Annotated in this window: 16 protein-coding genes; 10 read left to right on the forward strand and 6 right to left on the reverse strand. The window is 64.9% G+C overall.

Going from position 1 to position 18497, the window contains the following annotated elements; all coding sequences use genetic code 11:
- Nucleotides 1-40: 40 nt before the first annotated feature.
- Entirely contained in the window at nt 41-1459 is a 1419-nt protein-coding gene (locus R3355_RS21130) for a DASH family cryptochrome (protein ID WP_318963022.1), read from the reverse strand.
- A gap of 144 nt (nt 1460-1603) precedes the next feature.
- Here R3355_RS21130 and R3355_RS21135 point away from each other — a divergent pair, with 144 nt between their 5' ends.
- Nucleotides 1604-2197 (forward strand): MarC family protein, encoded by a 594-nt coding sequence (locus R3355_RS21135; RefSeq protein WP_318963024.1) that lies wholly within the window; start codon nt 1604-1606, stop codon nt 2195-2197.
- A complete protein-coding gene (locus R3355_RS21140; RefSeq protein WP_318963025.1) occupies nt 2194-2976 on the forward strand; it encodes an N-acetylmuramoyl-L-alanine amidase in 783 nt (260 codons plus the stop codon). Before R3355_RS21135 ends, R3355_RS21140 begins: the two co-directional genes overlap by 4 nt.
- A gap of 109 nt (nt 2977-3085) precedes the next feature.
- Here the strand turns inward: R3355_RS21140 and R3355_RS21145 are convergent, their stop codons facing one another.
- A complete protein-coding gene (locus R3355_RS21145; RefSeq protein ID WP_318963026.1) occupies nt 3086-4930 on the reverse strand; it encodes an ATP-binding protein in 1845 nt (614 codons plus the stop codon).
- Nucleotides 4927-6264 (reverse strand): sigma-54-dependent response regulator transcription factor AlgB, encoded by a 1338-nt coding sequence (gene algB, locus R3355_RS21150; RefSeq protein ID WP_413243555.1) that lies wholly within the window; start codon nt 6262-6264, stop codon nt 4927-4929. Before algB ends, R3355_RS21145 begins: the two co-directional genes overlap by 4 nt.
- A 247-nt stretch (nt 6265-6511) precedes the next feature.
- Here algB and R3355_RS21155 point away from each other — a divergent pair, with 247 nt between their 5' ends.
- The 6 genes from R3355_RS21155 (at nt 6512) to R3355_RS21180 (ending at nt 10388) form a co-directional block, all read left to right on the forward strand.
- Entirely contained in the window at nt 6512-7348 is an 837-nt protein-coding gene (locus R3355_RS21155; protein WP_318963030.1) for a BON domain-containing protein, read from the forward strand.
- Nucleotides 7349-7419: 71 nt separating this feature from the next.
- Nucleotides 7420-7854, forward strand: a complete 435-nt coding sequence (locus R3355_RS21160; RefSeq protein WP_318963031.1) for a PA2169 family four-helix-bundle protein — start codon at nt 7420-7422, stop codon at nt 7852-7854.
- Nucleotides 7855-8285: 431 nt separating this feature from the next.
- Nucleotides 8286-8531 (forward strand): hypothetical protein, encoded by a 246-nt coding sequence (locus R3355_RS21165; protein ID WP_318963033.1) that lies wholly within the window; start codon nt 8286-8288, stop codon nt 8529-8531.
- A gap of 2 nt (nt 8532-8533) precedes the next feature.
- The gene (locus tag R3355_RS21170; protein ID WP_318963034.1) at nt 8534-8812 is read left to right on the forward strand and encodes a hypothetical protein; all 279 of its coding nucleotides are present in this window, start codon (nt 8534-8536) and stop codon (nt 8810-8812) included.
- Entirely contained in the window at nt 8806-8970 is a 165-nt protein-coding gene (locus R3355_RS21175; RefSeq protein WP_318963036.1) for a DUF1328 domain-containing protein, read from the forward strand. The genes R3355_RS21170 and R3355_RS21175 overlap by 7 nt, the downstream gene beginning before the upstream one ends.
- A gap of 188 nt (nt 8971-9158) precedes the next feature.
- Nucleotides 9159-10388: a nucleoside recognition domain-containing protein gene (locus R3355_RS21180; RefSeq protein WP_318963043.1), complete on the forward strand. Its 1230-nt coding sequence runs from the start codon at nt 9159-9161 to the stop codon at nt 10386-10388.
- 17 nt (nt 10389-10405) lie between these two features.
- Here R3355_RS21180 and R3355_RS21185 read toward each other — a convergent pair whose 3' ends face one another.
- From R3355_RS21185 to R3355_RS21195, 3 genes are all read right to left on the reverse strand, one after another.
- Nucleotides 10406-11419, reverse strand: coding sequence for a DUF5924 family protein (locus R3355_RS21185; protein ID WP_318963038.1), 1014 nt, complete (start codon nt 11417-11419; stop codon nt 10406-10408).
- A 159-nt stretch (nt 11420-11578) separates the two neighbouring features.
- On the reverse strand, nt 11579-13825 hold the full coding sequence (locus R3355_RS21190; protein ID WP_318963039.1) for an EAL domain-containing protein: 2247 nt from the start codon (nt 13823-13825) through the stop codon (nt 11579-11581).
- Between the two features lie 138 nt (nt 13826-13963).
- The gene (locus tag R3355_RS21195) at nt 13964-14290 is read right to left on the reverse strand and encodes a hypothetical protein (protein WP_318951290.1); all 327 of its coding nucleotides are present in this window, start codon (nt 14288-14290) and stop codon (nt 13964-13966) included.
- Nucleotides 14291-14511: 221 nt separating this feature from the next.
- On the opposite strand from R3355_RS21195, the gene R3355_RS21200 reads away from it, so the two are divergent.
- Together R3355_RS21200 and R3355_RS21205 are read left to right on the forward strand one after the other, a co-directional pair.
- Nucleotides 14512-15483, forward strand: a complete 972-nt coding sequence (locus R3355_RS21200; RefSeq protein WP_318951289.1) for a TAXI family TRAP transporter solute-binding subunit — start codon at nt 14512-14514, stop codon at nt 15481-15483.
- A 162-nt stretch (nt 15484-15645) separates the two neighbouring features.
- A complete protein-coding gene (locus tag R3355_RS21205; protein WP_318963041.1) occupies nt 15646-18249 on the forward strand; it encodes a TRAP transporter permease in 2604 nt (867 codons plus the stop codon).
- Nucleotides 18250-18497 lie beyond the last annotated feature (248 nt).

An 18497-nucleotide genomic window follows, 5' to 3' on the forward strand; every position in this document is an offset into this window, starting at 1 on the left:
GCTCGCCCCATCCTCCGCTCTCCACGTCCAGTCCGGGGCTTCAGGCCGCTCTCGGCAGATAGGGCCGCCAGGTCTCGGGAATCTGTTCCAGGCGCGGGTAGTTGAGCGCGTCCAGCTGCAACTGCGAGAGCAGAAACGGCGTGTGGCGCAAATGCTGCGGCAGGTGGCGCAGCTCCGGCAGCCAGAGGCTGACGTAGGTAGCGTCCGGATCGTATTCGCGGGCCTGGCGCAGAGCGTTGAAGGTGCGCTGGCGTTGGGGGTCGCTGCCGACCCCGACCAGGTAGGCCCAATTGCCCCAGTTGCTCGCCGGATCGTAGTCGATCAGGTGCTCCTCGAACCAGGCGGCACCGTACCGCCAATCCTGCTGCAGGTCGTTGATCAGGTAACTGGCGACGATCTGCCGGCCGCGACTGGAGATGAAGCCGGTAGCAGCCAGTTCGCGCATATTGGCGTCCACCAGCGGCATGCCGGTACGGCCCTGACACCAGCGTTCGAAGCCTTGATCGAGTCGTTGCGGGGCGTGCTCCGTGGCTTTCAAACCGCCGGCCTTGAACAGCGCGCTGCCGTGGCGAACCAGGGTCCAGCGCAAGAAATCACGCCAGAGCAGTGCCAGCCACAACCAATAGGTTGAGTCGTTGCAGCCGTATTGCCCCTCATGGCGACGCAACTCGGCCATCACCCGCCGCGCCGAGATGCTGCCGCTGGCCAGCCAGGGGGACAGTTTCGACGAGTATTCGCTGCCGATCAGGCCGTTGCGCGTCTCTTTGTAGTGGCGCACACCCTGGCTACCCCACAGGTAGTCGCGCAGCCGCGCCTGGGCCGCGGTCTCGCCGCCGGAGAAGGGGAAGGCGCTGGCCGACACGCTGAGCGGATCGCCCAGGCCCAGCTGGGACAGGGTCGGCAGTGCCTGCAGCAACGCCGCAGCGCCATCCGGCAGGACCGGCAGGCGATCCGGCGGCGGACGCGGTTGAAATACATGCACACGATCCTCGACCAGGTTCTTGAACTGGGTAAAGACTTGCGGCATCTGTGCGATCTGGCAGGGCAGCTCCTCGGCGCGCAACAGGCTGTTGCCCGGCGCTTGCTGCAGCGCCACGCCGGCGAGCGCATCTTGTACACGAGCCAGCTGCGCGCGCTCGTCCGGGGCGATCTCTTCCAGGGTCAGCACCAGGTCCAAGTCGAACTGGCTGACCAGCTGGGGAATCACCTGCTCGGGCGCGCCCGGCAGAACCAGCAAGTGCGAGCCGCGCTGGCGCAGGGCACCATCCAGTGCGGCCAGGCTTTCCAGGAGAAAACGCGCACGGTGCACACCGAGCCGGCGAGTGCCAAACGCGCAGAGCTGCAACTGCGCCGGATCGAAGACGAACACTGGCAGCAGGCACTCTGCACTCAGCCCGGCCTGCAAGGCCGGGTGATCGTCGAGGCGCAGATCCTGTTTGAACCACAACAGTGCACGCATGGGGGGTTCCTCGAGTGTCGTTTGACCCAAGGGATGGGCGGCGGTTACAGGCGCTTGCCGCCGATGTGCCTGGCGAAGGCGTATTGCCGACAGACTGACGCCTTCTACAACATTAGACTGTCGCGACCTGTCGAGGAGTGCTGCATGGATATTTTCGGTATCGCGGTGTTGATTTTTCTGGTGACCGACCCGTTCGGCAATATTGCCATCTTTATCGCCGCGCTGAAGAACGTCGCACCCAGGCGCCGGCTGTGGATCGCGGGGCGCGAGTTGCTCTGCGCCCTGGCCTTGCTCCTGCTGTTCCTTACCTTTGGTGACAAAGTACTCAGCGCCCTCGGCCTGTCGCGCGAGGCAACCGCGATTGCCGGCGGTATCATCCTGTTCGTGATCGCCATGCGCCTGATCTTCCCCGGCCCGCAAGGCGTGCTCGGCGATGTCCCGGATGGCGAGCCGATACTGGTGCCGCTGGCGACGCCGGCGGTGGCGGGGCCCTCGGCCCTGGCGGTGTTGATGACCCTGCGCAATACCCATGAAGGGCCGCTCTGGGAACTCTACCTGGCAGTCATTCTGGCCTGGGCGGCGACCGCCTTTATCCTGTTGCAGGCCTCGTTCCTGCAGCGTTTCCTCGGCCCCCGCGGGCTGACCGCAGTAGAGCGACTGATGGGCATGCTGTTGATCATGCTCAGCGTCGACATGCTGTTGGATAACCTGCAAAGCGTGTTGCATATCCGCCCATGAAATTCTTTTGCCTTGCCCTGTTGATCACCCTGCTCACCGGTTGTGCCAGCGGTCCGCGGATCGACAGCCGTTACACCGCGGTCGGCCAGAACAGCCGGGTGCAGTACATCATCCTGCACTACACCTCGACCGATCTGTCGCGCTCCTTGCGCCTGCTGACCGAGGAAGAAGTCAGCAGCCATTACCTGATCGGCGCTACGCCGCCGACCATCTACCGCCTGGTCGATGAAAATCGCCGTGCCTGGCATGCCGGCGACAGCCAGTGGCAGGGGCGCACCTGGCTCAATAGCACCTCGATCGGTATCGAACTGATCAACCAGGGTTACTACGAGGGCCCCGCCGGGCGCTACTGGCAACCCTATGCCCCGGCACAGATCGACGCGCTGATCGAACTGCTCAAGGACATCATGCAGCGCCATCAGCTACCCCTCGGCAGCATTCTCGGCCACAGCGACGTGGCACCCCAGCGCAAGGTCGATCCGGGACCGCTGTTCCCCTGGAAACGCCTGGCCGACGCCGGTCTGCTGCCCTGGCCGGACACCCAGGCCGTGGCGCAGCAGCAGGCCCTGTTCAGCCAGAGCCTGCCCACGGTGGCCTGGTTTCAGCAGCAGTTGGCGCGGCAGGGCTATCTGGTGCCCGAACATGGCGAACTGGATGAGGCCACGCGCAATGTACTGGCCGCCTTCCAGATGAAGTACCGCCAGGCGCGCTACGACGGTGAGCCGGATGCCGAGACGGCGGCGCTGTTGCTGGTGCTCAACCAGCAGATGCAGCACTGAGAGGTTGTGAAAAAACGTTCGCTACGCTGTTGCGCTTGCGCTACATGAGCGCCTGGAGCATGAGCGCCTGGAGACAGTATCGCTACGGCGCTCGATATGCTCACCACCTCTAAAGCTGTGGGCATGAAACGCCCGCCTGGGGCGCCTGCGGTGTAGGGTTTGCAACCGCCGGGACAGCCGAGACCGGCAACAACAGGTAGAACTGCGCGCCCTTACCGACCTGCGAGCGCACGCCGATATGGCCGCCGTGCAGTTGCACGATTTCCTTGCACAGGGCCAGGCCCAGGCCGGCCCCGCCGCGCCGCTCACCAAACTGGACGAAGGGCTCGAAGATCCGCGCCTGCCGGTTATGGGCAATCCCCTCGCCGCTGTCCTCCACGCTGATCAGCACCCGTGTGCCCTTGGGGCTGGCCTGCAGGCGGATCTCGCCGCCTGGCTGGCTATGGCGCAGGGCATTGCCGATCAGGTTGTCGAGAACCCGCTCGATCTGTAGCGGATCGATGTCCAGTAGCGGCAGATCGCCCTGCAGCTGGGTGCTGATGGCCACTCCCAGTTCGTCGGCCTGGGCCCTGAAACGCTGCTGTGCCTGCCGCAGCAGGGGCTCGATGACCTGACTCGACAGCACCAGGCTTTGCAGGCCGTTCTGATAGCGCGAGAAGTCCAGCAGGTCGTTGATCAGCCGCAGCAACCGGTGCATTTCCTCATCGAGGGTGCTCAGCAGATCCGCCTCGCGGGAGGCCGGCGGGAAATCCAGGCGCTCCTGCAACAGGGACAAGGCCATCAGCATGCCGGTGACCGGGGTACGCAGCTCGTGAGAGGCGCGCAGGACGAACTCGCTGCGCACCCGCTCGAACATGCGCAGCTCGGTGACATCGCGCAGCACCATCACCGCGCACATAAAGGCCCCCTCGCCGTGACTGACTGACGACAGACTGTAGGCCAGCAGGCGCTTCTCGCCGGCGACCTCGATCTGCAGGTCGTCCAGCTCCCCATCCAGGCTTTCACCCTGCAAGACCTGCCGCAGTTGCGTGCTCAGTTCGGGACGCTGCAACGCCTCGCCTAGTTCGCGGCCCAGGTACTGCGCGTCCCAGCAAAGCTGGCGCCGGGCCACCGGGTTGAAGTGTTCGATCCGGCCCTGGCTGTCGAAGATCAGCAGGCCATCGTCGATGCTGTCGAGCACCGCCTGCAGGCGGTGCTGCTCGGCCTGCAGGGCCTCGACGTCGCTGTTCCTGAATTCGCGCAGGGCCTCGGCCATCAGCCCGAAGCGCTGGCTCAGGGCGGACATCTCCGCCACCGGGGTAACCGGCAGGACGACCTGAAAGTCGCCCTGGCCAATCTGGTCGGCGGCGCGCGCGAGGACTTCGATCGGCTGGCCGAAGCGCTGGGCGATGCCGTGGGCGCTGGCGAAACCGATCAGCAGCATCGCCAGGCCAATCAGCCCGAGTAGCCCGGCAATCAGCCAGGCACGCTGCCGCGAACTGGCCTCCGCCTGTTCCACGGCGGCGACATAGCGCAGCTGCACGGCATTGATGCGCTCGCTCAGGATGTCCATGGCCTGACCGAACTGGTCATTGTTGAGCAGCTCGCGGCGCACGGTGAGCGGCTTGGCCAGCAGCTCGTCGAAGTGGGTGTAGGCGCGCTCGATCTGGCCAATGGCCTGGCGATCGCTGACATCCATTGCACTCTCTTCGGCGCGCTGCAGCCATCGCCGAAAGCGCTGGTCGGAAGCTTCGAGGGCGGCCCGGTCGAGGTCTTCCGCCAACAGCAGGAGCACCTGCTTGCCCTGTTCCTGGCGCAGGCCCAGGCTGGCGTCGATGATCTGCAGGTTGCGCTGCATCACCTGGCTTTGCACCTGGGTCAGCTGCAGTACGCTGAAAATCCCCAGCAGCAGACCGATCAACGCCACCGTCAGCAGCGCGCCACTGCTCAGCAGCAGGCGGTTGCGCAACGTCACAGGCTCAGCTGCTTGCGCTTGCGGTACAGGGTCGAGGCGTCGATACCGAGGGTTCTGGCGGCCTGATCGAGGCTCTCGCAGCTGGCCAGGATGGCGCTGATATGGGCCTTCTCCAGTGCCTCCAGGCTCAGCGGATCGCCGACCTGGGGCTGGCTGGTGCCGTGATGCACGCTCAGCCCCAGGTGGCTGACCTGAACCAGTTCCTCGGTGCAGATAATGCTGGCGCGCTCGATCACATTGCGCAGTTCGCGGATATTGCCCGGCCAGGCGTACGCCAGCAGCGCCGCGCGCGCGCCGTCACTGAAGTTGCGCGCGGGGCGGGCATATTCGACCACGAAGCGGGCGAGAAAGCGCTCGGCCAGGTCGAGGATGTCCTCGCGGCGCTCGCGTAACGGCGGCATGGTCAGGGTGATGACATTCAGACGGTACAGCAGGTCTTCGCGAAAGCGCCCCAGACGCACCATCTCGTCCAGGTTGAGGTTGGTGGCCGCGAGTATCCGCACGTCGGCCTGACGGGTCACCGGGTCGCCGACGCGCTCGTAGGCCTTGTCCTGGATAAAACGCAGCAGCTTGGGCTGCAGGATCAGCGGGAAATCGCCGATCTCGTCGAGAAACAGGCTGCCGCCATCGGCCTGGCTGACCCGGCCCAGGGTGCTCTCGCTGGCCCCGGTAAAGGCTCCGCGGCTGTGGCCGAACAGCTCGCTCTCGAGCAGTTCGGCGCTCAGCGACGGGCAATTGATGGTCACGCAGGCCTTCTTCGCGCGCTTGCTCCAGCGGTGGATGGCCTGGGCCAGTTCGCCCTTGCCGGTGCCGGACTCGCCGAGAATCAGGATATTGGCATCGGTGTCGGCCACCTGCCGGGCGGTCTGCAGCACCGCCATCAGCGCCGGGCTTTGCGAGTCGAGGTCGGTGCCGGGCTTGCGCACATAGCCTTCCAGGCTCTCGAGGCGCTCGACCATCTTCCGCGCTTCCAGCTGCTTGGCGGCGGCCAGGCGCAACTGCTCGGGGCTGCAGGGCTTGACCAGATAGTCCGCGGCACCGGCCTGGATGGCATCCACCGCGCTGTCCACCGCCGAATGGGCGGTGACGATCACTACCCGCATCCAGGGGGTCTGCAGACGCATCTGCGCCAGTACTTCGAGGCCATCGTCCGCGCCCAGGCGCAGGTCGAGAAAACACAGGTCGAAGACCTGCCGCAGCAACAAGGCATGGGCCTGGGCTGCGGTCGTGGCCGTACTGACCCGATAGCCCTGGTCCTCCAGGCAATAACGAAAAGTCCGCAGAATGGCCGACTCGTCATCGACCAGCAGAATGCGCCCGTTGTTCTGTTCCATTGCCGTTGCGTGCATACCCTTCCTCCTTAAACCGAGTGCAAGGGTTTAGGCCGCAGGATGTCGTGCAAGTTGCACGGCGTGGGCCGGGCGATCATGCAAGCTGCATGCAACAACTCGTCTAGATGAATATATAAGCAACTGATAATAAAAGGGTTTTCTATCTATTTAAGCTGGCACGACGCTTGCGAAGTATTGGTAACGGCTGCGACAGGCGGCTGATTGATCGTGACTAATTGGAGCAACTGCCATGCATAAACTGAAAACGCTAGCCCTGGCCACCGCAACCGCCGGTCTGATCGGCCTGGTGCCCTTCAGTGCCTTCGCCGCCGAGGGCGATACCAGTCGCCAGCTTAGCGAGGCCCGCCAGGAAGGCTCGATCTGGACCACCTTCGCCCTTAACCGCCACCTCAATCCCTTCACCATCGACGTGGACGTGGAAAACGGCAGCGCCAAGCTCAGCGGCAGCGTCGAAACCGACGTCGAGCGCGACCTGGCCGAACAACTGGCTCTGGGCATCGAAGGCGTGACCAAGGTCGATAACCAACTCAAGGTCGACCCCAACGTCGAAAGGCAGAGCAGCAGCAAACCGACCATGGCGCAGCGCTTCGATGACGCCACCACGGTGGCCACGGTGAAATCCAAGCTGCTGTGGAACAGCAACACCGAGGGCCTGGATATCAAGGTGCAGGCCGACAATGGCAACCTCACCCTCAGCGGTAATGCCCAGAACCAGGCCGCCAAGGACCTGGCCGGCAGCCTGGCGAGCAATACCGATGGAGTGCGCAAGGTCGATAACCAGATCCGCGTCAGCGGTGACGCTACTGCCGCCGCCAAGACGCAGAACGCCGCCGATGATGCCGGCCAGGCCATCAGCGATACCTGGATCACCAGCAAGGTGAAATCCAGCTTTATCTACAACCGCAACCTCGACGGCCTGGACATCTCGGTAAAAACCAAGGACGGCCAGGTCAGCCTCGGCGGCAGCGTATCGAGCAGCGCGCAGAAGCAATTGGCCATCGAGACCGCACGCAATATCCGCGGCGTTCGCGGGGTCAATGCCGACGCCCTGAGCGTCGCCGACTAACCCATCCAAACAGCGCCCCAAGGCTGCTGTCCCCCAATAGCGTGCAGCCGATGCACGCAGAGGAATTCCAGATGACCGACAAAATCGCACAACTGAACGAGCTGATCGAAATCACCCGTGACGGCCAGCAGTTTTACCAACATGCCCACGACGAAGTGAAGGATGTACGACTGCAGGTGTTGTTCCGCGACATGTCGCAGAGCAAAACCGAGCTGATTCGCGCGCTCTCGGTAAAGGTCGCCACCAATCAGGAAACCCCGGCCAGCGGAGGCACCTTTATCGGCAAACTGCGTCAGGTCTATGCAGAAACCAAGGCGAGCCTGACCAGCGACAAGGAAGCCACCTACGTGGCGCAACTGGAAGAAGCCGAAGACCGCATCCTGCATGCCTTCGAGGATGCCCTGGAAAGCGCCGAGCCGGACGTGCGCGCACTGCTGATGGCAGAAATGCCCAAGGTCCGCGCTAACCACGACCGCATGCGCGCCCTCAAGAACTCCCTGCAGTGACCCCTGCCGGGGCGGCCAGCCTGCCCCGTTCGTCAACTGCCCGTACGCCGCGCGCAACATCCGCGGTGTACGGGCGGTGGAGGCCGCAGGCCTGAGCATCACGGACTAAAGGTTGCACACCGGGCTCCGCCGGGGTTGTGCGCCGGCCGAACGCCTGGGTGAACCCGGGCAATCGATGGAGCCAGCCGGTTGGCGGCACAGGGGTGCTTCTTCTCGACCGTCGGGCAAAACGCCCGACGGCCAGCAATGGTTCGTGCAGGATGCCCGTAGTCGTTGCTAAAATTATTTTTATCTTGTTGATTTTTATGTCTTTTTATTTTCTGCAGCGATGGCATGGCAACTGCAAATGCCCACTGCAATAGTCAATCTTTAAGCACCCAGCGCCAGCATCCATGCCGGCCGGGCACCGGACAACCGAGAGGAATTTCAGGATGAGTAGCCGTCAGTTCGCTCTCGCGTTGAGCGATAAGTATTTGTTGGTTGGCAGCGCGTTTTTGCTGGCGCTGATCGGGCTGATGCTGAGTCGGGATGCCGAAGTGACTGCGCCCCGCGCCATGCTCACGGCTCCAGCCCTACCGCCAGGTGCCGCGCCGGTCCGGCGGCTGCAGCAGGTCAGCAGCGATAGCCTGGCGCCGGCCTGGAACGCCCCGCCGCGTCAATCTGGCTGGGTCTTCTAGCCATGCTCATGGCGCAGCAGACGAGCAAGGCGGCCCTCTGTGCGACGGTCTTGCTGCTGGTTGTTCTGCTGGCCCTGTCAGGCGTGATGCTCGGCGATACGGTGCTGGCCGGCCAATCGCTGTGGGGCAGTCGCGCCCAGGCGGGTGTCGAGCCGGGTCAGCCGTGCGGCGGGCCAAGCAGCGCTGGCCAGGTGCTGGCAATACCCGAGCTGGAACGTCCTACACTGAATTCGAGTCATATACAGCAAGACCTCACGCACCAAGGAGAAACGCCATGCTGAGCTGGGCCATAACTTTTCTGATCATCGCCATCGTCGCAGCCGTACTGGGCTTCGGTGGTATCGCCGGCACTGCCGCGGGTATCGCGAAGATTCTGTTCGTGGTGTTCCTGGTGCTGTTCATCGTGTCATTCATCATGGGCCGCCGCCCACGGGGCTAGCTAACCACGGCACTGGCTGGCGCCCTGCAATGGGGCGCTGGCAGAGCGTTGCGGGCCTGCTGATAGCCAATAGCAGGGCGCCATGCTCGGGCAGGGCTGTGTTCGGTTAATCCCCGCCAGTCACCACACAACCTCGACGCCAGCACCTTGAGCCGCGTTATCATCCGCGCATCGATTGGGGGTGGATGATGCTGAACGGCTTGTGGCTGGGCTTTTTCGTGGTGGCGGCAGTGGCAGCATTGTCGCGCTGGTTGCTGGGTGACGATCCGGCAGTGTTCGCCGCCATGGTCGAGAGCCTGTTCGCCATGGCCAAGCTGGCGGTCGAGGTGATGGTGGTGCTGTTCGGCACCCTGACCCTGTGGCTGGGCTTCCTGCGTATCGCCGAGAAGGCCGGCCTGGTCGACCTCCTGGGCCGCGCCCTGGGGCCGTTGTTCGCGCGGCTGATGCCCGAAGTGCCGCGCGGCCATCCGGCGCTGGGCTTTATCACCCTCAACTTCGCCGCCAACGGCCTGGGCCTGGACAACGCCGCCACGCCGATCGGCCTGAAAGCCATGCGCGCGCTGCAGGAGCTGAACCCGAGCAAGGTGGTGGCGAGCAACGCGCAGATCCTCTTCCTGGTGCTCAACACCTCATCCCTGACCCTGCTGCCGGTGTCGATCTTCATGTACCGGGTGCAACAGGGCGCCGACGACCCGACCCTGGTGTTCCTGCCGATCCTCCTGGCCACCAGCGCCTCGACCCTGGCCGGCCTGCTGGCGGTGGCTCTGGTGCAGCGCCTACGCCTGTGGGATCCGGTAGTGCTGGCCTACCTGATCCCCGGTGCGCTGCTGCTCGGTGGCTTCATGGCGCTGCTCGCCGGGCTCTCGGCCACGGCGCTGGCGGCGCTGTCCTCGCTGCTCGGCAACCTCACCCTGTTCGGCCTGATCCTGCTGTTCCTGCTGGTCGGTGCCCTGCGCCGGGTGCCGGTCTACGAGAGCTTTATCGAAGGCGCCAAGGAAGGCTTCGACGTGGCCAAGAGCCTCTTGCCCTACCTGGTCGCCATGCTCTGCGCGATCGGCGTGCTGCGCGCCTCCGGCGCCCTGGACTTCGGCCTCGATGGCGTGCGCGCCGTGGTCCAGTGGCTGGGCTGGGACACCCGCTTCATCGACGCCCTGCCCACCGCCCTGATGAAGCCGTTCTCCGGCAGCGCGGCGCGGGCCATGCTGATCGAGACCATGCAGAGCTTCGGCGTGGACAGTTTTCCCGCCCTGCTGGCCGCTACGGTGCAGGGCAGTACCGAGACCACCTTCTACGTGCTGGCGGTGTATTTCGGCGCGGTGGGCATCCAGCGCGCCCGGCATGCCGTGGCCTGTGCGCTGTTCGCCGACCTGGCCGGGATCCTCGCCGCCATCGGCGTGTGCTACTGGTTCTTCGGCTGAAGAAGCGTAGGCCCAGCCTACTCAACCACCTTGAAACGCAGTACGCCGATCATCTGCCCGGCCTCGGTCATGACCTGCACCTGCCAGTTGCCGACTGGGTCGGCGGGGAAGTTCTGCTTGTGGGTCCAGGCACGGTAGCCTTTCTCGCGGCCACCGTGGATGTCCAGGGCGATATGCTCGCCGGACCGGCCATTGTGGCGCCAGACGTGGTAGATGCGTTCGTTCAAGCCGCGCGGCGCGTTGATCGCGGTGTAGGCGAACAGGCCCTGGTTTTGCAGTTGCGCGACACTGAGCTGCTTCAGCCTGGTGCCCGGTGCGCGGTTGCGGTCATCGAACTCGGTGGTCACTGCGACCTCGGTCAGCCACAGCGTCGCCGGCGGCACCCAGGAGCGCGCCAGCCAGCCGGTCGCACCCAGCGCCAGAGTCAAGCCGACCAGCAGCACGCCGCGCCACCAGCGTTGCACGGTGATGATCCCGATCAGGCTGGGGAACGACAGGATCACCGCGGTGGCCAGGGCCAGCTGATAGCTCTGCGGGGTGGTCAGCTTGAAGATGATCGGCAGGGCGGTGAGCATCACCGCGAACAGTGCCAGGGTGTGATAGGCGAGGAACAGCCAACGCCGCGGCGCCAGCCATCGGTAGTACAGCGGGTCGATGATCGAGACCAGCGCGGCCACCGCCAGCACGCCGCTGAACAGGGCCTGGCCGCTGTTCCAGGTGGTGGTGATGAAGAAGAACGGCAGGACGAAGAACAGGCTTTCCTGGTGGATCATCTGGGTCGCGTAGCGCAGCAGCGGCGGCGGCAACTCGAAGCCGAACCAGCGGGCGATCTGCGCGCGCAGGATGTTTTCCAGGATCAGCCACAACCAGCTGACCAGCATCACCGTGGCCAGTACCTGGGCCAGTTCGGCCTGACGTTCGACCAGCAGGAAGCTCGCCAGCCCCGAGGCGAAGCCGAAGATCGCCACCAGCCCCGGATTGCGCTGGATCAGGGCGATGACACGCAGCAGGTGGGTCTTCCATGTGGTCATCGAGGGTTCGCAGGTTGAGGGGCAATACGGATTGCGGGTTCGCAGCTGGTCAGGATACTCAGCCGCACGCGTGCTGAACAGCCGGCACAAGCTGCGCGTAGTCGCGCGCCCTGGTATTGGCCTGGGCGGCGGCACGGCAACTGACCGGCGAGTTGAGTTTTATGTGGGGGAAAGCGCGGGCTGCGCTTGCAGCAGGCAGTAGAGGCCCTCGAAGCAGTCCTCGCCGCTGAACAGCCGTTCCAGCTCGGCCGGTGGCCGCGGACGGCTGAACCAGTAGCCCTGGGCCAGGCGGCAGCCTTCGGCGCGCAGGAAGTCGAGGTGTTCGCTGCGCTCCACGCCCTCGGCCACCACCTCCAGGCCAAGGCTCAGGCCCAGGCCGATGATGGCGCGGCTGATCAGCTGCGAGTCGCCATCGGCGGAGGGGCCGCTGATAAAGCTCTTGTCGACCTTGAGGATGTGCAGCGGGAAGCGTTTGAGGTAGCCGAGCGAGGAGTAGCCGGTGCCGAAATCGTCCAGCGCCAGCTGGATGCCCAGACTGGCCAGTTCGCGCAGGCAGGCCAGGGTCTGGGCGCTGTCTTCCATCAGCTGGCTTTCGGTGATCTCCAGCACCAGGCTGGCGGGCGGCAGGCCGCTCTCGCGCAGGATATCGGCGACCCGTGCGGCGAAGTCGACCTGTTGCAGTTGCCGGCTGGACAGGTTGACCGAGCAGCGCAGAGACGCCTGGCCGGCCAGTTGCCAGTGGCGTACCTGCGCGCAGGCCTGGCGCAGCACCCAGTCGCCGACCGCCAGGATCGCCCCGGACTCTTCCAGACAGGGAATGAACTCCAGTGGCGAAACCGGCTGGCCCTTGTGCTGCCAGCGCAACAGGGCTTCCACGGCCACCAGGTAGGGCTGCTCGCGATCCAGTTGGCAGATGGGTTGATAGACCAGACTGAACGCGTCCCTGACCAACGCCCGGCTGAGTGCGCTCTGCAGTTCCAGTTGATGCTGGGCCTGGGCCTGCATTTCGACGCTGTAACGGGCGAACTGCGCCTTGCCGGCAGCCTTGGCGCGGTACAGGGCAAGGTCGGCGGCTTGCAGCGAGTCGAGGCCGGCGTTTTCCTCGCTGAGCGTGGCGATGCCAATGCTGATGCTGACCACCAACTGGTGCTCCTGCACCTGCAGGGGCGGCTGCAGGCTGTCCAGCATGCGCTGGGCCACCCGCTCGGCGTCGGCGGTGCAGGCGAGATCGTCGAGCAGGACCACGAACTCGTCGCCGCCGAAGCGGATCAGGTGATCGCCGGGGCGCAGGCAGTGGCCGAGACGCCGCGCCACCTCCACCAGCACATGGTCACCGATGTGGTGGCCGAGGCTGTCGTTGATCAGTTTGAAACGGTCCAGGTCGATAAACAGCAATGCCGACTCGCGCGCGCCAGTGCGGCCCTGGCGCTGCAGGGCCTGGGTCAATAGCTCGGCCAGGCGGTCGCGATTGGCCAGGCCGGTGAGCGGGTCGTGGCGGGCGGCATGCTGCAGTTGCTCCTGGACGGCGCGGCGCTGGCTGATGTCGGTCTGCGAGCCAGCCATGCGCCGCTGGCCCTGAGCGATCTGCTCGGCCACGCCGCGCACCAGCACCCACAGGTAGCTGCCGTTCTGCCGGCGGATGCGGTACTCGTGGTGCAGGGAAGGCGTGCTGCCTTGCAGGTGCGCGTCTATGGCGCGGCGCAGGCCACCGAGGTCATCCGGGTGGACGCGGGCGAACCAGCCGGCGCTGCCGCTGCCGAGCTGGTCGCGGTGCAACTCGAGCATGCTCGCCCAGCGCTCGGAGAGGTACAGCTGGTCGTGATCGACGTGCCAGTCCCAGAGCCCGTCGTTGGCTCCGCGCAGGGCGCGGGCGAAGCGTGCCTCGCTGTCTTCCAGGGCCTTGCGTTGCGCGGCGCTGTAGGTGTCCAGGGCCAGGCCGATGTCGAAGAACACCGCCTTCAGCAGGCTGGCGAAACCGGCACTGGCCGGGTGCTCGCCGAGCAGGCCGTCGAGCATCTGGTCCAGGTAGAGGCGGTAGGCGCCCAGGTACCACTTGAGGTCGACGCCGATCTTCTGGTGAATCCAGCCGATACGCAGGCGATTGAACACGTAGTCGCGGTCGTAGGGGCCATTCCACAGGCGCTGGTAGTAGTCGTTCTGGCTGTGCTTGAGGCGGCTGATGGTGGCCGGGTCGTTGACGATGGCGGCGGTCGCCGGAAAGTCGCCGAGGCGCCGGTAGAGCTGCTCGAGAAAATCGGCGTGGGCCGGCTGCAGCCCCGCACTGTGGCGGCTGAGCTGCGCGACATCGGCGGCGCTCCAGTCGAGAAAGCGCAGGCGCTGGCTGATTTCTTCGCGGTCGAGGCCAACGTGCTGGAGCAGGTCCTGGAATTCTTGTTCGTTGCCCATGGGGAGTCCTTTACGTATTTCGGCGCAAAAAAAAGCGTCGAGGCGAGTCATCTATAAAAAATGACTCGCCTCGACGCTCTGTCTTGCAGGTCCATATGCCCTACCCGGCAAAGCTGGTTATCGCCGAAACGAAAACCACTACTTGAGTGGGGTTTTACCCGATTCCGGATTGTCCGACAAGTCCTCCAGCATGCGGCTCAGGCGTTTGCGCAGCTGCGCCAGTTGCGCCGACTTGAAGGCATGCCGGGTCTGCTCCAGCACCTCCACGGCATCGCTGAGCAGGACCTGCACGGCACCGGTCTGGTGCGGCGGCAGCGCCTGCAACCAGTGACAGCAAGCGGCCTGGCTGCAGTCGCGCGGCAGGCCGAGCACTTCGCAGCCCGGGGCCTGGGCCTGGAGCAATTGCCGGACCCGGCTGACGCATTGCGGTTTGGGCAGGGTCACGAGCAGGCGGGTCTGGTTCATGGCGGCAACTCACTGGCGAATTGCCATTAAGGCTAGCGCGCCTGGCCGCCACGGCTATTGACTGGGGTCAGTGTCGCGAGGGCTTGCACCTGGCGAGCCAATTAGCTGCCAATAGCGCATTGCACCGTGCAAATTTTGTCTGAGCGGTTAGACTTTCTCGCTTCCGGCCGCATCCCATGAGGTTAATGCGGCTTAACCACAGGCAGAAAAGGAGCTCCCCCATGAAAGGCAAATCCCTGGCATGGGTCCTGTCGGCGGCACTCGCGGGTATCACCCTGAGTGGCGCAGCACAGGCCGAAGAAAAATTCGTCACCATCGGCACCGGCGGTCAGACCGGGGTGTACTACGTGGCCGGGCAGTCGATCTGCCGCTTCGTCAACCGTGGCGCCAAGGACCACGGCATCAAGTGCAACGCCCCGGCCAGTGGCGGTGGCGTGGCCAACGTCAACGGTCTGCGCAGCGGCGAGTTCAACTTCGGCATCATGCAGTCGGACCACCAGTTCAAGGCGCTCAATGGCCTGGCGCCGTTCGAGGCCGAAGGCGCGATGGACGATATCCGTGCATTGTTCTCCCTGCAGAGCGAAGTCTTCACCCTGCTCGCCCGCCGCGACGCCAAGATCGCCAGCCTCGACGACCTCAAGGGCAAGCGCGTCAACGTCGGCAATCCGGGCTCCGGGCAGCGCGACACCCTCGATGAAATCATGCGGGTCAAGGGCTGGGACAAGTCGGTGTTCGCCCTGTCCGCCGAGCTCAAGCCGGCTGAACAGGCTAGCGCCCTGGGCGACAACAACATCGATGCCATGACCTACTTCGTCGGCCACCCCAATGGCGCGATCCAGGAAGCCACCACCACCACCGACGCCGTGCTGGTACCGGTAACCGGCGCCGAGATCGACAAGCTGCTGGCCGAGAAGAGCTACTACACCAAGGCCGAAATCCCGGGTGGGGTGTACAAGGGCAACGATGCGCCTACCCCCTCGATTGGCGGCAAGGCAGTGCTCTCCACCACGGCCCAGGCCGACCCGGAAGTGGTCTACCAACTGGTCAAGTCGGTGTTCGACAACCTCGAGCGCTTCAAGCGTCTGCACCCGGCGTTTGCCGATCTCAAGGAAGCCGACATGATCAAGGCCGGCCTGACCGCGCCGCTGCATGACGGCGCCGTGCGTTATTACAAGGAACGTGGCTGGATGTAAGCCACGCTCGTAGCCTGGGTAAGCTCCAGGGTAATCCGCAGCTGCATTCCCCGGATTGCGCCTGGGCTTATCCGGGCTACAGCCTAAGCCTGAAACAAGCCCGCGCGCCGTAAGGCCGCGGGCTTTGCCGTTCTCCGATTTCTCGAATGCAGGTTGCAGCCCATGCATGACAAGCAACTTTCCAACCAGGCGCACTCGGCCACAGAGCTTTCCACCGAAGATCTGATTGCCCAGGACGTCGGCGCGCGTACCCCCGTCGGCACCATGGCCCAGGTGATCGCCGGCCTGGCCCTGCTCTGGTCGCTGTTCCAGCTGTGGATCGCTTCGCCCTTGCCATTCGTTTTTGGCATTGGCGTGCTCAACGACACCGAGACCCGCGCCATCCACCTGGCCTTCGCCCTGCTCCTGGCGTTTCTCGCCTTTCCGGCGTTCAAGCGTTCGCCGCGCGACCGCGTACCGCTGCTGGATGTCGTCCTCGGCCTGGTGGCAGCGGCCAGTGCCGCTTATCTGTTCATCTTCTACCAGGATCTGGCGCAGCGCCCCGGCAGCCTGACCACGGCCGACCTGGTGACCGCCTGCATCGGCATCCCGTTGCTGCTCGAGGCCACCCGCCGCGCGCTCGGGCCGCCGCTGGCGATCATCGCCCTGGTGTTCCTCGTCTACAGCCTGGCCGGGCCCTATATGCCGGGCCTGTTGTCACACCGCGGGGTGAGCTTCAACGCCCTGGCCAACCACCAGTGGATCACCACCGAAGGGGTGTTCGGCATCGCCCTGGGTGTGTCCACCAGCTTCGTGTTTCTCTTCGTGCTGTTCGGCGCCCTGCTCGAACGTGCGGGCGCCGGCCACTACTTCATTCAACTGGCCTTCAGCCTGCTCGGGCACTTCCGTGGCGGTCCGGCCAAGGCCGCGGTGGTGGCGTCGGGCATGACCGGGCTGATTTCCGGCTCCTCGATTGCCAACGTGGTGACCACCGGCACCTTCACCATTCCAATGATGAAGCGCACCGGCTTCTCCGCGGAGAAGGCCGGCGCGGTAGAAGTGGCCTCCTCGGTCAACGGCCAGATCATGCCGCCGGTGATGGGTGCCGCGGCCTTCCTGATGGTCGAATACGTCGGCATTCCCTACGTCGACGTGGTCAAGCACGCCTTCCTGCCAGCGCTGATCTCCTATATCGCGCTGGTCTACATCGTCCACCTGGAATCGCTCAAGCTCGGTCTCACCGCCCTGCCGCGCAACAGCCCGGCGCACCCCTGGCTGCGCCGCCTGACTGGTCTGGCCTTTGGTGCGGCGCTGATCAGCGGTATTTCCCTCGGGGTCTACTACGGCCTCGGCTGGCTCAAACCGGCCCTCGGCGAAGGCTTCAGCTGGGTCGTCGGCGTGCTGCTCGCGGCGCTCTATATCGGCCTGCTGAAGATTGCCGCCAGTGTCCCGCCGCTGCCGCCGGAGGACCCCGATGCACCCCTGGACAAGCTGCCCGAGACGCGTGCGGTGCTGCTCAGCGGCTTGCACTTCCTGCTGCCGGTGGTGGTGCTGGTCTGGTGCCTGATGATCGAACGCCTGTCCCCCGGGCTGTCGGCCTTCTGGGGCAGCGTGATGCTGGTGTTCATCCTGCTCACCCAGCGTCCGCTGCTGAGCTGGTTGCGCACCGACGGCAGCCATGAGCACGGCAGCTTCATGGATGGCCTGGTCGACCTGCGCGAGGGCATGACCGCCGGCGCGCGCAACATGATCGGCATCGGTATTGCCACCGCCGCGGCGGGTGTCATCGTCGGTGCGGTGTCGCAGACCGGGGTCGGCCTGGTGCTGGCCGACGTGGTCGAGCTGCTGTCGATGGGCAACCTGCTGCTGATGCTGCTGCTCACCGCCCTGCTCAGCCTGATCCTCGGCATGGGCCTGCCGACCACCGCCAACTACATCGTGGTGTCCAGCCTGCTGGCCCCGGTGGTGGTCGCCCTGGGGCAACAGAACGGTTTGATCGTGCCGCTGATTGCGGTGCACCTGTTCGTCTTCTACTTCGGCATCATGGCCGACGTCACCCCGCCGGTGGGCCTGGCCTCGTTCGCCGCCGCCGCGGTGTCCAAGGGCGACCCGATCAAGACCGGGCTGATGGCCTTCTACTACAGCCTGCGCACCGCGGCGCTGCCGTTCCTGTTCATCTTCAACACCGACCTGCTGCTGATCGACGTGGACTTCTGGCACGGCGTGCTGATCTTCATCGTCGCCACCATCGCCATGCTGATCTTCGCCGCCGGCACCCAGGGCTACTTCCTGGTCAAGAGTCGCTGGCACGAGAGCCTGCTGTTGCTGCTGATCGCCTTCACCCTGTTCCGCCCGGGTTTCTGGATGGATCTGCTGCATGACCCCTACCGCGATATTCCACCGGCGCAGTTGGTGCAGGCACTGGGCGAAGTCGAGGGCGGCAGCCAGTTGCGTCTGCGCATCAGGGGCGAGGACGCGGTGGGCGACCCCCGCGAGTTCGCCCTGCTGCTGCCGGTGCCGGAAGGCGAGACGGGCGAGCAGCGCATGGAGAAACTCGGCCTGCTGACCTATGAAGAAGACGGCAAACTGCTGATCGACAGCGTCACCTTTGGCAGCCCGGCGGCCGAGGCGGGCCTCGAGTTCGACCAGCAGATCCTCGTCGTACGCGCCCCGACCGAGCGTTGGCCCAAGGAGCTGATGTGGCTTCCGGGCTTGCTGCTGTTTGGCCTGGTGGTCTGGCTGCAACGCCGCCGGCGTGAGCCAGAGGTCGTTGCCGTAAACGGCTGACTGGCGCCGCTCCACAACAAGAGGCAGCTTCGGCTGCCTTTTGTTTGGCTATGTACCAGTACGGTGTTGCGTTCAGGCGTCGGCGCTTAAGTGTGAAGGGTCCTGATTTCGTAGGGTGCGCCGTGTGTTCAGCCGGGATACATGGGTAACGCCTGTCGGGAGACATGGGTAACGGGTTGACGATCCTCACTTGCGCTTTCTCAAGTCGATCTGGCGGATGGTCTTGTGGATGAAAATCACATCGTAGA

It is taken from the genome of Pseudomonas sp., from assembly GCF_033723075.1.
GTDB lineage: Bacteria > Pseudomonadota > Gammaproteobacteria > Pseudomonadales > Pseudomonadaceae > Aquipseudomonas.

What these genes read in the sequence shown, in the direction of transcription:
- R3355_RS21200 (WP_318951289.1), top strand. Translation starts at nt 14,512, where the DNA reads ATGAAAGGCAAATCCCTGGCATGGGTCCTGTCGGCGGCACTCGCGGGT.
- R3355_RS21175 (WP_318963036.1), top strand. Translation starts at nt 8,806, where the DNA reads ATGCTGAGCTGGGCCATAACTTTTCTGATCATCGCCATCGTCGCAGCC.
- R3355_RS21140 (WP_318963025.1), top strand. Translation starts at nt 2,194, where the DNA reads ATGAAATTCTTTTGCCTTGCCCTGTTGATCACCCTGCTCACCGGTTGT.
- R3355_RS21160 (WP_318963031.1), top strand. Translation starts at nt 7,420, where the DNA reads ATGACCGACAAAATCGCACAACTGAACGAGCTGATCGAAATCACCCGT.
- algB (WP_413243555.1), bottom strand. Translation starts at nt 6,264, where the DNA reads ATGGAACAGAACAACGGGCGCATTCTGCTGGTCGATGACGAGTCGGCC.
- R3355_RS21190 (WP_318963039.1), bottom strand. Translation starts at nt 13,825, where the DNA reads ATGGGCAACGAACAAGAATTCCAGGACCTGCTCCAGCACGTTGGCCTC.
- R3355_RS21155 (WP_318963030.1), top strand. Translation starts at nt 6,512, where the DNA reads ATGCATAAACTGAAAACGCTAGCCCTGGCCACCGCAACCGCCGGTCTG.
- R3355_RS21165 (WP_318963033.1), top strand. Translation starts at nt 8,286, where the DNA reads ATGAGTAGCCGTCAGTTCGCTCTCGCGTTGAGCGATAAGTATTTGTTG.
- R3355_RS21185 (WP_318963038.1), bottom strand. Translation starts at nt 11,419, where the DNA reads ATGACCACATGGAAGACCCACCTGCTGCGTGTCATCGCCCTGATCCAG.
- R3355_RS21195 (WP_318951290.1), bottom strand. Translation starts at nt 14,290, where the DNA reads ATGAACCAGACCCGCCTGCTCGTGACCCTGCCCAAACCGCAATGCGTC.
- R3355_RS21135 (WP_318963024.1), top strand. Translation starts at nt 1,604, where the DNA reads ATGGATATTTTCGGTATCGCGGTGTTGATTTTTCTGGTGACCGACCCG.
- R3355_RS21205 (WP_318963041.1), top strand. Translation starts at nt 15,646, where the DNA reads ATGCATGACAAGCAACTTTCCAACCAGGCGCACTCGGCCACAGAGCTT.
- R3355_RS21170 (WP_318963034.1), top strand. Translation starts at nt 8,534, where the DNA reads ATGCTCATGGCGCAGCAGACGAGCAAGGCGGCCCTCTGTGCGACGGTC.
- R3355_RS21130 (WP_318963022.1), bottom strand. Translation starts at nt 1,459, where the DNA reads ATGCGTGCACTGTTGTGGTTCAAACAGGATCTGCGCCTCGACGATCAC.
- R3355_RS21180 (WP_318963043.1), top strand. Translation starts at nt 9,159, where the DNA reads ATGCTGAACGGCTTGTGGCTGGGCTTTTTCGTGGTGGCGGCAGTGGCA.